The following is a 13,464-nucleotide window of genomic DNA, read 5'->3' on the forward strand; positions in this document are numbered from 1 at the left end:
CATAGTTTCCATAAAGCAAAACAGGGGGCTCGCCCCTGTTTTACGTAATCATTATTCTTATCGGGCCAGGCCTGTGGCCTGCCCCTTGCTGCCCTTATTTGCTGCGTTGGGCCAGCTTTTGTTCCAGGTAGTGAATGCTGGTGCCGCCTGCCTTGAAGCTGGCGTCCTGCATCAATTCCCGGTGCAATTCCACGTTCGTCTTGATTCCTTCCACCACCATTTCAGACAAGGCAATGTCCATACGGGCAATGGCTTGCTCACGCGTCTTACCGTAAGTAATCAGCTTGGCAATCATGGAGTCGTAGTACGGCGGCACGGTGTAGCCGGTAAAGACATGCGAGTCGATACGCACGCCAGGGCCACCAGGAGTATGCCACTTGCTGACCAGGCCTGGGCTTGGTACGAAGTTGAACGGATCTTCTGCGTTGATACGGCATTCGATCGAGTGACCTTCAAACTCGATATCACGCTGGCGCAGCACAAACTTCTCGCCTGCAGCCACTTTGATCTGCTCTTGGACCAGATCAATGCCGGTGATCATTTCGGTAATGGTGTGCTCAACCTGAATACGGGTATTCATCTCGATGAAGAAGAACTCGCCGTTTTCATACAAAAACTCGAACGTACCTGCACCACGGTAATGCATGCGACGGCAGGCATCAGCGCAACGCTCACCGATACGTTCGATCAGGCGACGGGCAATACCAGGAGCGGGTGCCTCTTCGATGACTTTCTGGTGACGGCGCTGCATGGAACAATCGCGCTCACCCAGCCAGATCGCGTTGCGGTCACCATCAGCCAATACCTGAATTTCGATATGGCGTGGATTCTCGAGGTACTTTTCCATGTAGACCTCGGGATTGTTGAACGCAGAAGCGGCTTCGGTTTTGGTAGTGGCAACCGCAGTCAGCAAGGCTGCTTCGGTGTAGACCACGCGCATGCCGCGACCACCACCGCCGCCAGAGGCCTTGATGATGACTGGGTAACCCACTTCGCGGGCAATACGGACAATTTCTGCAGGATCGTCGGGCAAGGCACCGTCCGAGCCGGGAACTACAGGCACACCGGCCTCGATCATGGCCTTTTTGGCCATGACCTTATCGCCCATCGTGCGGATACTTTCGGGACGTGGGCCGATAAAGACAAAGCCGCTCTTTTCGACACGCTCAGCAAAGTCCGCGTTTTCAGCCATAAAACCGTAACCAGGATGAATGGCTTCCGCATCGGTGACTTCTGCTGCCGAGATAATGGCAGGCATGCTCAGGTAGCTGTCACGGGCTTGGGCGGGGCCAATACACACGGCCTCGTCGGCCAGACGCACGTACTTGGCATCACGATCAGCTTCAGAATAAACGACGACTGTCTTGATACCCATCTCGCGGCAAGCGCGCTGGATACGCAAGGCAATTTCGCCCCGATTGGCGATTAGGATTTTTTCAAACATATCATCAACCGATGACGAACAGAGTCTGGCCGTATTCCACCGGCCCGCCATTTTCAACCAGAATTTCTTTGATCACGCCGGATTTGTCGGCTTCGATCTCGTTGAGCAACTTCATGGCTTCAATAATGCACAAAGGCTCGCCTTCCTTGACCGTTTGGCCCACTTCCACAAAAGGAGAAGCACCTGGGCTAGGAGCACGGTAGAAGGTGCCAACCATAGGAGCCTTGACGGCGTGGCCCTCAGGAGCGGCCGGTGCTGCGGGTGCCGCGGCAGGAGCGCCAGCAGCGGGGGCTACCACCTGGGCGACAGGAGCCTCGGGAGCATAGACCACAGGAGCGGCCGAGCTTTGCGAAAATTTCACAATGCGAACCTTGTCATCACCTTCAGTGATTTCCAGTTCGGCAATGCCAGACTCGGCGACCAGATCGATCAGGGTTTTGAGTTTTCTAAGATCCATGCGTACTTCCCGCAACGCCGTACTAGCCACTGACCGGGTCAGGACGGCATTAAAAAATATTGGTCAAAAAAACGAAACGAACCACCTAACTATTCAAAGCGAACCGCAGGGCGGCTTCATAACCATACGCCCCCAAACCAACAATGACACCGCTAGCGATGTCAGAGAGATAAGAGTGGTGACGGAACGGCTCACGACGGTGAACATTGGACAGATGAACTTCAATAAACGCAATACCGACACCGGCAAGTGCATCCCGTATCGCTACACTGGTATGGGTATAAGCCCCAGCATTGATCAGGATGAAATCGACGCCCTCGGTACGGGCTTGATGAATTCGATCGACGAGCCCGCCTTCGTGATTGCTTTGAAAAAAATGACACTGCGCGCCATACTGGTCGGCCAGCACCTGTAAACCATTATTGATATCGTCGAGAGTCTGATGTCCATAGACATCGGGTTCCCGGGTACCCAGCAGGTTAAGGTTAGGCCCATTCAGGACCAGGACATGTTTCGCCATAGCGGATTTTTCGTCAAGACAGACCGCCTTTTTACGCTAAATAACGTCATTTGTCCATAAACCTGCTTGGCTTACAAACAGTTAGCATTGGTCCAATCCCGTTTTAAACAGGGATGGAGCAGACCGGCAATTTGACGAAATTAAGCGAAAAAGTCGGCCAGTTAGCGTTGAGCTTTAATAACTTCGTCCAACTTTTCGGGATCTATCTGGCCCAAAATACGTTCGCTGACCCGGCCGTTGCTGCCAAAGACTACGGTAAAGGGCAATCCGCCCTTTTTATTACCCACGCTGCGCATTTGTTTCAAGCCACCCGAACCAGCCAGCAAAATGTCGTAACTGACGGGCACGCGCTCCAGAAACTCGGTCACGTTATCCAGCGAGTCCACTGCGATGCCCACAAAGTTCACGTCGGGATAGCGTTGGTGCAGTTCCTGGAGATCCGGCATTTCCTTGACGCATGGCGCACACCAGGTAGCCCAGAAGTTGACCACCAGGGGCTTGCCTATATAAGTAGAGAGTGCCTGATCTTCGCCCTGAAGATCCTTGAAACTTTGCGCCAGGAAGGGGTCTGAAGGCAGCAAACTAGCCCAAGGAGCGGGATGCAAGGCCAAAAGACTTGCACACACTAGCGATTTCTGTAAAAAAAGACGCCTACGCATACCGGCTCACACCTGAAAAAGAATCATCTGAAGATGATAGCATCGCCCCTCACCAAAGCTCACGCATCAGATCAAACAGTCGTCTAGAATACAGGCCGGAGGATTGTCATGCACATACATATACTAGGGATTTGCGGCACATTCATGGGCGGCCTGGCCCTGATTGCCCGCTCGGCTGGCCACACAGTGACAGGTTGCGATGCCGGGGTCTATCCGCCCATGAGCACACAGTTGGAAGAACAAGGCATTGAGCTTATTGAAGGCTTTGGCGCAGAGCAAACCACGCTGTCCCCCGATCTCTATATAGTGGGCAATGTGGTCACGCGCGGCAATCCCCTGATGGAAGCGATTCTGGACCAGGGTCTGCCTTACACCTCCGGCCCTCAATGGCTGGGCGAGAACATCCTGCACAAGCAGCACGTTCTGGCCGTGGCTGGCACGCACGGAAAGACCTCCACCAGCTCCATGCTGGGCTGGATTCTGGAACAGGCCGGGCTCTGCCCCAACTTTCTGATCGGTGGCGTGGCTCCAGGCCTGGGCGTATCGGCCCGCTTCCACCCTGAGCACCCCCTGTTTGTGATCGAGGCCGACGAATACGACACCGCCTTTTTCGACAAACGCTCCAAATTTGTTCACTACCGGCCTCGCACAGCCATCCTGAACAATCTGGAATACGATCACGCCGATATCTTCCCTGATCTGCACGCCATCCAGACCCAATTTCACCATCTGGTACGTACCATCCCCTCCACCGGGCTGATTCTGCGCCCTACCCACACCCCCAGTCTGGACGAAACCCTGGCCCGAGGTTGCTGGACACCGGTCGAGCAGTTTGGCCCCGAAGGGGATTGGGACAGCCAGGCAATCAGCGCCACCTCTTTTGAAGTGATATTCCAAGGCCAGTCCCAAGGCATGGTCCAATGGACCCTGACCGGCGAACACAATCGCCTGAACGCCCTGGCCGCCATTGCCGCTGCCTACCATGTAGGCGTCAAGCCCGCACAGGCTTGCGCTGCGCTGAGCCAGTTCGCCGGTATCAAGCGCCGCATGGAAGTGCGTGGCGTGGTCAATGACATTACCGTCTACGACGATTTTGCACATCACCCCACCGCCATTGCCACCACCCTGTCGGGCTTGCGCAGCCAAACCGGCAAAACCTCTCGGATTCTGGCCGTACTGGAGCCGCGTTCCAACACCATGAAGCTGGGCGCCATGGCGTCCCGGCTGCCCGGTTCGCTGGAAGATGCCGACCTGGTGTTTTGCTACGGCGAAGCCCAGGGCAAGCACGCACTGGGCTGGGATGCGGCTCAGGTACTGGCTCCTTTGGGTAATCGCGCCACAGCGTGGAATGATTTGGATAAAATGGTTCAGGCCATTGTTCAGGCCAGCCAGCCCGGCGATGCCATTGTCGTCATGAGTAACGGCAGCTTTGGTGGCATTCATCAGCGTCTGCTGGATCAATTGTCACGCTGACCCCCTCATCCATATAGCAGGTGCCTCCCCATGATCCTCTATCTACACGGCTTTCGTTCCTCGCCCTCGTCCTATAAAGCGCAGCGCCTGAAACAAACCCTGCAAGACAGAGGCTTGCTGCACCTGTGGCGCTGTCCACAATTGCCCGCCAGCCCGGCCCAGGCCATTGCCATGTGCAAGCGCATTGTGGATACAGAAATACAGGCGGGCATGACGGCCGATCAGTTATGTGTGATTGGCTCCTCGCTGGGCGGTTACTATGCCAGCCACTTGGCGCAGCACTACCACAGCCGCGCGGTGCTGCTTAACCCGGCAGTCTATGCAGGACGGGATCTGGCTACACAGGTGGGCGAACATATCTGTTATCACTCGCCCGACCCTTTTCATTTCCTGCCCGAGTATGTGGATGAACTGAACGACATTCACGTACCGCGCCCTGTCGATCCTCAACGCTTTTACCTACTGGCCGCTAAAGGTGATGAAGTCCTGAACTGGCGCGAAATGGCAGACTGGTACAAAGGTAGCCAAGGGCACATTCTAGAAGGCGGAGACCACGGCCTGACCGACTTTGATCCCTGGATCGACGACATTTTGCGCTTTGCCCTGCCACACCCTTAATTTATCTTTACCGGATGGCCAGCCCCATCCAGATGGAAAATCATGTACGTCCTTTTTGAAGACAGCGGTAATTTCAAAGCAGAAAAAATATTTTCTGACAGCGATACCACCATGCAGGTGGAATCCGCGTCTGGCAAACGCAGCAAAATAAAGAAGAACAGCGTTCTATTTACCTTCGAGCAGCCTGCACCGGCAGAGCTGCTGGAAAAAGCACAAGCCCTGGCCGAATCCCTGGATATCAACTTTTTGTGGGAATGCGCCCCTCAGGACGAATTTGAGGCCTCCACACTGGCACAGGAATACTTCGGTCACGCGCCCAGCGCCGTCGAAAAAACCGGCACCATCTTTGCCCTGCATAGTGCGCCCGCTTACTTCCACCGTCGCGGCAAAGGACTGTACCGCCCCGCCCCGCCGGAAATTTTACAAGCTGCCCTGGCTGCCATTGAGAAAAAACGTCTACAGCAAGAGCAAATCCAGGTCTGGGCCGAACAGATGATCAAGGGCGAACTGCCCCCCGAAGTCGCCGAAAAGGCCGGCACCTTCCTGACCCAGCCAGACAAGAACACACTGGAATGGAAAGCTTTTGATCAGGCTCAGAAAGAGTTAGGCGTCAGTACTGAAAAGCTGCTGCTATCGCTGGGGGCCTGGTCCAATCCGCTGACCTTGCATCAACATCGCTTTCTGGCCGCACATTTCCCCAAAGGCACGGGCTTTCCCAGTATTGCCCTGCAAAACTGGGGGCAGGATCTGCCCGAGGCCAATGTCACCGCTTATTCGGTGGACGACGCCAATACGATTGAAATTGACGATGCCCTGTCCGTCCAACACCCAGAGCCGGGGCGCCTGCGTGTCGGGGTTCACATCGCCGTGCCTTCGCTGGCCATGACACGCGGCAACGAGATCGACCAGATTGCTCGCAATCGCATGGCCACGGTGTACACGCCCGGCCACAAGATTCCCATGCTGCCGCCCGAACTGATCGCGCGTTTCTCGCTGGATCAAGGCCAGACTCGCCCTACCCTGTCACTGTATGTAGACGCGGATATCAGCACCGGCGAAATCCTGTCACATCACACCCGTCTAGAGCGCATTACCGTGGCGGGCAACTTGCGTCAGCACGAGCTGGACCCACTGATCAGCGAAGCAGCCCTGGCCGACGAAAATGCCGAGCTGCCCTATGCACAATGGCTGCGCCCGCTGTGGAACTTCTCGCGCCAATTATCGGCTCAGCGTGAAGCGGTAAGAGGCAAGCCAGAAAACAATAACCGTGTGGAATACAGTTTTGAACTGGATGGCCCGCACGACGACCCCAACTCCATCATTCGTCTGGTGCCTCGCGTGCGCAATGCCCCGCTAAGCCTGTTGATTGCTGAATACATGATTCTGGCCAATCAACTGTGGGGCGGCTTGCTGGCCGAGCACAATGTACCTGGCATCTATCGCTCCCAGCAATTCATGCGTACACGCATGTCCACCACGCCTGGCCCACACGAATCCATTGGTGTACCGCAATACATCTGGTCTACCTCGCCCCTACGTCGCTATGTGGACCTGATCAACCAGGGCCAGATTCTGGCGGCTGCCGAGCACGGAATCTCTGCGCGTCTGGCGGCCCCCTTCCAGCCTAAAGATGCAGACCTGTACGCCATTATTGGCGCCTTTGAATCACAATACACTCAGTGGTCGGACTACCAGTCTTCTCTGGAACGCTTCTGGTGCCTGCGCTGGCTGCAACAAAACGACATCAAGCAGGTCCAGGCCAACTTCATCAAAGAAGATCTGGTGCGCCTGAGCAATGCGCCGCTGGTGCTTCATGTACCCGGCCTACCTGCTCTGGATCGTGGGCAGGAAGTGACGCTGGATCTGTTGTCTTTCGACGAACTGGCTTTGACGGTAGAAGCCCGCTTGCGCTCGGTCGCCACGGCTGACTGACGATCATGGTCAAGCCCGACCGCCGCCACGCACCCAAAGACTATCTGTGGCTGGCGGTCGCCCTTTCGGCACTGTTTCACCTGTTGCTGATCTTCTGGCCCAGCCGCCCCCCCTCATCAGCACCGGCCCATAATCTGGATGTGGCACTGGTCAATTTCAGTACCGACTCGGCGCCCTTAAGTCCCCAACTGCTGGCACAACTGAATCTGGACGGTGGCGGAGAGCATCAGCAAGGACAGGCCAGCAACCCATTGCCGCTGACCGACCCCAACTTGCCTAACCAATTAGTACTGGAGGCATTGCGTGCCCGCCAACAAAGCCTGGAAGCTGAGCAGCAGCGCCTGCTGGGTGAACTGGACAGTCTAGACAAAGCGCCTCCCTCCACACCCAACCCTGAATATATTGGTGCCTCCATTGAACCCGGCCCGGATGACCATGATCTGGATCCGCACATTCACAATAGCCAGCTGGCTATTTTGCGCGAGCAAATCCGTGAGCAACAACGCCAACCGCGCTATCACTATGTCGGCCCTAGCGCCAAAGCCAGCGAGCAGGCCCAGTATCTGGACCAATGGCGTCAAAAAATTGAGCAAACTGGCACGCGTCACTATCCGAAGCAGGACGGCAAACAGCTATACGGCCAGTTGCAAATGACGGTTTACATCCGACGCGATGGCAGCTTGCTACGCGCCCAGATTACTCAGCCTTCGGATCAGGCCGCCCTGAATCTGGCTGCACGACGGATTGTTGAGTTGGCCGCCCCGTTCGCCCCCCTACCCGAACACGTGGCCCCTGGCGCCGATGTACTCGTCATTACTCGCAGTTGGAGCTTTACGCATGACACACTCAGCATGCACGGCGGAGATACGCAGTAAGCGCATATTGTCCACAGCAAGCCCAAACGAGAGCAGCCCCTAGGGTAAAATACCGGCTTGCGGCCTAAGGGCTGACCACTCACAACAAAACTAGTATTGCTCAACCATGCCCGACACGACTCCCGCCAAGCGCTACGGCGTTATTGGCCACCCTATCGAGCACAGCCGCTCCCCGCAAATCCATACGCAGTTTGCCAGTCAATTCAACCTGGCCCTGAGCTACGAGCGTATCTTGGCACCGCTGGATGGCTTTGCCGTCACCGTGGAAGCGTTTTTCAAGAACGGCAGTGGCCTGAACGTCACCTTGCCCTTCAAAGAGCAAGCTTATGATCTGGTCGGCCCGCGCCTGAGCCGTCGCGCTCGCATGGCCGGGGCCGTCAATACCTTGTGGCTGGAGGATGGCCAACTGCATGGATGCAATACTGATGGCGTGGGCCTGTGCGCGGATCTGCTACGTGTTGGCCACAAGCCGGAAGGCAAGCGTATCTTGCTGATCGGTGCAGGTGGCGCCTCGCGCGGGGTGGTGTTCCCTTTGCTGGAGGCCGGTTGCGAGATGCTGCACATCATCAATCGCACCAGTGCCAAAGCCTACGACATTCGTGAGCAGGTCGTTGCGCTGGACCCGGATGCCTCGCGCCGCCTGAGCGCGGGCGGCCTGGACGATCATTGTGGCGACTGGGACATTGTGATCAATGCCACCTCGGCCAGCCTGAATCAAAACCTGCCCGAACTGCCCAACGCCCGTTATCGCAGCAACTCCCTGGCTTACGATATGTTCTATGCCAACGAACCCACCGCTTTCATGCGCGCCGCCGAACAGGCCGGTGCGACACAGAGCGTCGATGGCCTGGGTATGCTGGTCGGCCAAGCGGCGGCCAGTTTTCAAATCTGGCACGGTGTAGCGGCCAATGTCGAACCTGTACTGGCCACGCTACGCCAGGAAATCGGACAAGTCTGACGTGCGTCGCCTACTGATCCATCCCTGGAAACTGGCTGGCCTAGCTGCTTTGGCTGTGGCTGCCGGTGTCCTGATCTATCAGATTGCCCTATTTGTCATGGTGCTCTGGTACAGCGTGATGCCGCCACGCATGACAACCTTCATGGCGGCAGAACAGGGCCAGTTGCGTAGCGCCGATGCAGACGCCGAACTGCGTTATCAGTGGGTGCCTTACGACAAGATCAGCGTCAACTTGAAACGTGCGGTGATTGCCTCCGAAGATTCAAACTTCCTGAACCACACTGGTGTCGAATGGGATGCCATTCGTCAAGCCTGGGAATACAACCGCCGCCAGTCAGAAAAAGGCTCTAGCCGCCGTCGCGGAGGTTCTACCATTTCCCAGCAATTGGCCAAGAATCTGTTTCTGTCAGAGTCCCGCAGCTATTTGCGTAAAGGTCAGGAACTGATTTTGACCTATATGATTGAAGCCGTCATGAGCAAGGAACGCATTCTGGAGCTGTACCTGAACGTAGCCCAATGGGGGGAAGGCGTTTTTGGCGCCCAGGCGGCGGCACGCCACTACTTCAAGGTTGATGCAACCAAGCTCAGCGCCATGCAATCCGCCCGTCTGGCAAGCATGCTGCCCAATCCAGCCTACTATGACAAAAACCGCAACAGCCCCTACTTGCAATCGCGCACACGCACCATCAGTCAACGTATGCGACAAGTCGCTATTCCCTGACTGCAATCTGCATTTTTGTTAAGCTAGCCACGTCTTTCCTGGGCCCTATTTTCATGCGCACCGCTCGCCGCTATCTCGCTTCCGAAATCTATCGCTCCAGCGCCGTGGTGCTGATTGCCTTGCTTGGCCTGTTTAGCTTTTTCGCCCTGATCGAAGAGCTGGACAAGGTAGGCTCCAAATTCACCCTGATGAATCTGTTTTACATCCAGGCCCTGGAGCTACCTACCCGTTTGTACGACCTGCTCCCCATTGGGCTGTTGATTGGCGCCACCTTGGCCCTGGCCAGCTTGGCACAACGCAATGAGCTCGTGATTTTGCGCGCCTCAGGCGTCAGCGGCCTACATATGATGCTGATGCTCTGGACCATTACCCTGCCCTTGGTGGCCGGTGCTTTTGTGCTCTCCGAATACGTCACACCAATGGCCGAAGTCAAATCCAGTGAGCAAGGTATGGCCTTGCTGGGCCGCTCCGGTGGCGGGCGCTTGGACAGCGGCTACTGGTTCAAAGAAAGCAATGACAATGGCGGAGTGCGCATCATCAATATTGCCAACCTGCAAGGCGATGGCAAAGTCAGCGATGTCAGCGTGTTCGACTTCTCGGATGGACAACGCCTAAGCTCAATGACACAAGCGCCAACCGGTCAATTCCACAAGAATCAACTGGACTTGCAGGACGTGACCGAAACCTATGTCAGTGAACAATCCCACGAGGCCTTGGCGCAAGATAAGACCCCGGATCAGCCTCTGGTTCGTATCGAAAAACGCCCAGACCTGTCACTGACCACCACACTGACTCCCGATCGTCTGATTGCCCGAGTCGTCACACCCGAGCGCATGTCCATTCTGGATTTGAAAGACTACATTGGCTATCTGGATGCCAACAAGCTGCAAACCAAACGTCAGGTTGTCGCCTTGTGGCGCAAAGTTGCCTACCCCTTCACCTTGCTGGTCATGATTACTATTGCGGCACCTATCGGCTTTATGCAGACGCGCCACGGCGGTGTGGGAACCAAGGTCTTTACCGGCATCTTGCTGGGCGTGGGCTTTTTCATGATCAACCAACTGGCCCTGAATGTAGCCATGCTCAGTAACCTGGCACCATGGGTCACCGCACTGGTGCCAAACCTGATTGCCATGGCCATGGCCTTGAGTGCCCTTATCATGATGGAAAACCGGCACAACCGGCGCCGTCGCACCTCCAGCACCACTAACTAAACCATGTCCTTAGCTACTTCCCCTGCCATCTGGGCGATTGGTGATATTCAAGGCTGCTGCCGCCCTCTGGACAGCTTGCTCAGCCATCCCGATGTCGCGGCCGATAACCAGGCCAAATTCTGGTTCGCGGGCGATCTGGTCAACCGTGGCCCGGATTCGCTCGGTGCGCTACGTCTCATTCGCTCCCTGGGGGATCGCGCCGTCTGCGTGCTGGGCAACCACGACATTCACTGTCTGGCCGTCGCGGCAGGTGTACGCAAATCCAGCAAACAGGACACCTTGCAAGAACTGCTTGCCGCCCCTGATGCCCAAGAACTGCTGGATTGGTTGCGACACCAGCCACTAGCCCACTACGAGCACGGTCATTTGATGGTGCATGCCGGTGTGCATCCAGACTGGAGCCCGCAACAAACACTGGAATACGCTCACGAGCTGGAGGCGCTGCTGCGTGCGGATGACTGGCAAGACAAGATTATCGAATTGTTTGGCAACAAGCCGGATCGTTGGGATACCGACTTGCAAGGCTATGACCGCCTGCGGGCCATTGTCAGCACCCTGACACGCATGCGTATGTGTGATCTCAATGGCCGCATGGACTTCAAGCACAAGGGGGCCCCGGATACCGAATCAGGCCTGTTAGCGTGGTATGAACTGCCGAATCGTGCCTGTGCCCAGGTACCTGTTATTTTTGGTCATTGGTCTACGCTGGGCTTGTTGAATACACCGACGGTAATCAGCCTGGACACCGGCTGCGTCTGGGGTCGTCAGCTTAGTGCTGTTCGTCTGCAAGACCGGCATCTGGTTCAGATTCATTGCCCGGAAAGCAAAAAACCGGGCTAAGCCTATCAGGCCGCGACAGTCACAGCTTCCGGGCAAACGACTGCGCGAATCTGTTCACGGGCATTTTGTGCCGTTTGTGCGCGCCCCCATTCCGTACAGAACTGAGCTGGGATCAGATCAAGAAAATGGCAATGCACCGACACCTGACGGGCGCTTAGCAAGACCCAAATATTAGCTACCAGAGATTGTTCACCCACAAAGGCAAAACGCTCACTGCGTTGCCCTGCTTGCTCAAACAGCAAAGCCATCGGTTGAATATCGACATTCAAGGCAATGGCAGCCTCAAATAAACTGGCATGGAAAGGTCGGACATCCATTCCTGTGGAGGTGGTGCCTTCAGGAAACAGCCCGACAGCGTCACCGCGCTCAAAGCAGCTTGCCATTTGCTGACTGACAACCTGAATGGCACGACGCTGGCCACGCTCAATAAAGACAGTTCCTGCGCCCGCGACCAACCAACCAATGACAGGCCAACGTCGAATATCGCTTTTAGCAATGAAAGAAGTGCAGCGCACACTATTGATCACAAAGATATCCAGCCAGGACACGTGGTTGGATACATACAGCACAGCGCGATCCTGAACTGCCTGACCGTGTTGAATGACGCGTACGCCACAGATCAGCATCAAAAGGCGTGACATGCGCAGCACCATGACGCGACGTCCGCCTGGACGCAATACCGGAAAAAGCAAACCGACGCTGAACAAGCCGATCACGATCCACACAATCAGAACGACAGCGCGCCAACTAAAACGAAATAAACTTATCAAAAGGCTGCAACCTTATAGAGGGCTCAGGCCGGTGGCAGACTGTCCAGATATCGCTGCAGGATCACGCAAGCTGCCATGGCATCATCATCGTCATTATTGCCCAGCAATTCTTGAGCCTCCATACTGGAGCCCCGCTCATCGACCAGGTCTACTACAACACCGTAGCGACCGTGCAGTTGGTTGGCAAAACGCCGGCACCGCAGCGAAGCATACTGCTCACCGCCATCCAGAGTCAAAGGCAAACCTACCACGACGCGATCAGGCTGCCATTCCTTGAGCAAAGCCTCGATAGCCGCAAAACGCTGCTCCCGTGTCACGGGCCGCAAAATCGTATAAGGGCGGGCCTGGCGCGTCAAGGTATTGCCCAGCGCCACGCCAATTTTTTTCAGGCCGTAGTCAAAAGCCAGCAAGGTTTGTGCCGAGCTAACCGTTGACGGCGTATCGTGTTCAGGCATGGCCCGCCGCACCTGTCAGGGTAAAAGGACTGATTCCCAGCAAAGCCAGGGCGCGATCATAACGCTCCCCAACTGGGGTGGAAAACAAGATTTCATGGGTAGCCTTGATGCTCAGCCAGGCGTTGTCGGCCATCTCGCTTTCCAGTTGACCGGCACCCCAACCAGCATAGCCCAACGTGACCAGCATATGCACTGGCCCCTGGCCTTGAGCCACGTCCTGCAGCACATCGCGGGAAGTGGTCAGGGTAAGATCCCCCACCCCCAGACTGGAAGTATAGGTTTTGTCGGAGTCATGAAGGACAAAGCCGCGATCCGTTTGCACGGGCCCACCGAAATAAACCGAAGTCCCGGCTAGATCAGCCCGGTTCTCCACCTCCACTTCGATGCGAGACAATAGTTCAACCAGGCTCAGATCCGTTGGTCGATTAATGACCAGGCCCAAAGCACCTTGTTCATTATGTTCACAGACATAAATCACCGTGTCGGCCAAACTGCCCGACACCACACCGGGCATGGCAAGTAACAGGT

At 56.0% G+C, this 13,464-nt stretch carries 15 protein-coding genes; 8 read left to right on the top strand and 7 right to left on the bottom strand.

Features of this window, described 5'->3' with window-relative positions:
- Positions 1 to 94: 94 nt before the first annotated feature.
- The 4 genes from accC to ACDI13_RS07375 all read right to left on the bottom strand — a co-directional run bounded on the left by accC (position 95) and on the right by ACDI13_RS07375 (position 3,032).
- Entirely contained in the window at positions 95 to 1,444 is a 1,350-nt protein-coding gene (gene accC / locus ACDI13_RS07360) for an acetyl-CoA carboxylase biotin carboxylase subunit (RefSeq protein WP_316990517.1), read from the bottom strand.
- A 4-nt stretch (positions 1,445 to 1,448) separates the two neighbouring features.
- On the bottom strand, positions 1,449 to 1,901 hold the full coding sequence (gene accB / locus ACDI13_RS07365) for an acetyl-CoA carboxylase biotin carboxyl carrier protein (RefSeq protein WP_094197734.1): 453 nt from the start codon (positions 1,899 to 1,901) through the stop codon (positions 1,449 to 1,451).
- Positions 1,902 to 1,986: 85 nt separating this feature from the next.
- A complete protein-coding gene (gene aroQ / locus ACDI13_RS07370) occupies positions 1,987 to 2,421 on the bottom strand; it encodes a type II 3-dehydroquinate dehydratase (protein ID WP_316990518.1) in 435 nt (144 codons plus the stop codon).
- 161 nt (positions 2,422 to 2,582) lie between these two features.
- On the bottom strand, positions 2,583 to 3,032 hold the full coding sequence (locus ACDI13_RS07375) for a TlpA family protein disulfide reductase (RefSeq protein ID WP_372372960.1): 450 nt from the start codon (positions 3,030 to 3,032) through the stop codon (positions 2,583 to 2,585).
- A gap of 156 nt (positions 3,033 to 3,188) precedes the next feature.
- Here ACDI13_RS07375 and mpl point away from each other — a divergent pair, with 156 nt between their 5' ends.
- The 8 genes from mpl to ACDI13_RS07415 all read left to right on the top strand — a co-directional run bounded on the left by mpl (position 3,189) and on the right by ACDI13_RS07415 (position 11,711).
- Entirely contained in the window at positions 3,189 to 4,553 is a 1,365-nt protein-coding gene (gene mpl, locus ACDI13_RS07380; RefSeq protein WP_316990520.1) for a UDP-N-acetylmuramate:L-alanyl-gamma-D-glutamyl-meso-diaminopimelate ligase, read from the top strand.
- 30 nt (positions 4,554 to 4,583) lie between these two features.
- Entirely contained in the window at positions 4,584 to 5,171 is a 588-nt protein-coding gene (locus ACDI13_RS07385; protein ID WP_316990521.1) for a YqiA/YcfP family alpha/beta fold hydrolase, read from the top strand.
- A 42-nt stretch (positions 5,172 to 5,213) separates the two neighbouring features.
- On the top strand, positions 5,214 to 7,103 hold the full coding sequence (locus ACDI13_RS07390) for an RNB domain-containing ribonuclease (protein ID WP_316990522.1): 1,890 nt from the start codon (positions 5,214 to 5,216) through the stop codon (positions 7,101 to 7,103).
- Between the two features lie 5 nt (positions 7,104 to 7,108).
- Positions 7,109 to 7,978, top strand: a complete 870-nt coding sequence (locus tag ACDI13_RS07395) for a TonB family protein (RefSeq protein ID WP_316990523.1) — start codon at positions 7,109 to 7,111, stop codon at positions 7,976 to 7,978.
- A 106-nt stretch (positions 7,979 to 8,084) separates the two neighbouring features.
- A complete protein-coding gene (gene aroE, locus ACDI13_RS07400; protein WP_316990524.1) occupies positions 8,085 to 8,936 on the top strand; it encodes a shikimate dehydrogenase in 852 nt (283 codons plus the stop codon).
- Positions 8,887 to 9,657, top strand: coding sequence for a monofunctional biosynthetic peptidoglycan transglycosylase (mtgA, locus tag ACDI13_RS07405; protein ID WP_372372962.1), 771 nt, complete (start codon positions 8,887 to 8,889; stop codon positions 9,655 to 9,657). The genes aroE and mtgA overlap by 50 nt, the downstream gene beginning before the upstream one ends.
- 53 nt (positions 9,658 to 9,710) lie before the next feature.
- Positions 9,711 to 10,871, top strand: a complete 1,161-nt coding sequence (gene lptG / locus ACDI13_RS07410; RefSeq protein WP_316990526.1) for an LPS export ABC transporter permease LptG — start codon at positions 9,711 to 9,713, stop codon at positions 10,869 to 10,871.
- Positions 10,872 to 10,874: 3 nt separating this feature from the next.
- The gene (locus ACDI13_RS07415) at positions 10,875 to 11,711 is read left to right on the top strand and encodes a symmetrical bis(5'-nucleosyl)-tetraphosphatase (protein ID WP_316990527.1); all 837 of its coding nucleotides are present in this window, start codon (positions 10,875 to 10,877) and stop codon (positions 11,709 to 11,711) included.
- Between the two features lie 5 nt (positions 11,712 to 11,716).
- Here the strand turns inward: ACDI13_RS07415 and ACDI13_RS07420 are convergent, their stop codons facing one another.
- From ACDI13_RS07420 to ACDI13_RS07430, 3 genes are read right to left on the bottom strand one after another with little or no spacing between them, the layout of a single operon-like run.
- The gene (locus ACDI13_RS07420; RefSeq protein WP_316990528.1) at positions 11,717 to 12,481 is read right to left on the bottom strand and encodes a lysophospholipid acyltransferase family protein; all 765 of its coding nucleotides are present in this window, start codon (positions 12,479 to 12,481) and stop codon (positions 11,717 to 11,719) included.
- Between the two features lie 23 nt (positions 12,482 to 12,504).
- Positions 12,505 to 12,936: a Holliday junction resolvase RuvX gene (gene ruvX / locus ACDI13_RS07425; protein WP_316990529.1), complete on the bottom strand. Its 432-nt coding sequence runs from the start codon at positions 12,934 to 12,936 to the stop codon at positions 12,505 to 12,507.
- Entirely contained in the window at positions 12,929 to 13,450 is a 522-nt protein-coding gene (locus tag ACDI13_RS07430; protein ID WP_372373106.1) for a YqgE/AlgH family protein, read from the bottom strand. The genes ruvX and ACDI13_RS07430 overlap by 8 nt, the downstream gene beginning before the upstream one ends.
- Between the last annotated feature and the right edge of the window lie 14 nt (positions 13,451 to 13,464).

It is taken from the genome of Alcaligenes faecalis (assembly GCF_041521385.1).
Lineage (GTDB): Bacteria > Pseudomonadota > Gammaproteobacteria > Burkholderiales > Burkholderiaceae_B > Alcaligenes > Alcaligenes faecalis_E.

Excerpts from the sequence above, each read along its gene's own strand:
- accC (WP_316990517.1), bottom strand. The coding sequence starts at position 1,444 with ATGTTTGAAAAAATCCTAATCGCCAATCGGGGCGAAATTGCCTTGCGT.
- accB (WP_094197734.1), bottom strand. The coding sequence starts at position 1,901 with ATGGATCTTAGAAAACTCAAAACCCTGATCGATCTGGTCGCCGAGTCT.
- aroQ (WP_316990518.1), bottom strand. The coding sequence starts at position 2,421 with ATGGCGAAACATGTCCTGGTCCTGAATGGGCCTAACCTTAACCTGCTG.
- mpl (WP_316990520.1), top strand. The coding sequence starts at position 3,189 with ATGCACATACATATACTAGGGATTTGCGGCACATTCATGGGCGGCCTG.
- ACDI13_RS07385 (WP_316990521.1), top strand. The coding sequence starts at position 4,584 with ATGATCCTCTATCTACACGGCTTTCGTTCCTCGCCCTCGTCCTATAAA.
- ACDI13_RS07390 (WP_316990522.1), top strand. The coding sequence starts at position 5,214 with ATGTACGTCCTTTTTGAAGACAGCGGTAATTTCAAAGCAGAAAAAATA.
- ACDI13_RS07395 (WP_316990523.1), top strand. The coding sequence starts at position 7,109 with ATGGTCAAGCCCGACCGCCGCCACGCACCCAAAGACTATCTGTGGCTG.
- aroE (WP_316990524.1), top strand. The coding sequence starts at position 8,085 with ATGCCCGACACGACTCCCGCCAAGCGCTACGGCGTTATTGGCCACCCT.
- mtgA (WP_372372962.1), top strand. The coding sequence starts at position 8,887 with ATGTCGAACCTGTACTGGCCACGCTACGCCAGGAAATCGGACAAGTCT.
- lptG (WP_316990526.1), top strand. The coding sequence starts at position 9,711 with ATGCGCACCGCTCGCCGCTATCTCGCTTCCGAAATCTATCGCTCCAGC.
- ACDI13_RS07415 (WP_316990527.1), top strand. The coding sequence starts at position 10,875 with ATGTCCTTAGCTACTTCCCCTGCCATCTGGGCGATTGGTGATATTCAA.
- ruvX (WP_316990529.1), bottom strand. The coding sequence starts at position 12,936 with ATGCCTGAACACGATACGCCGTCAACGGTTAGCTCGGCACAAACCTTG.
- ACDI13_RS07430 (WP_372373106.1), bottom strand. The coding sequence starts at position 13,450 with ATGCCCGGTGTGGTGTCGGGCAGTTTGGCCGACACGGTGATTTATGTC.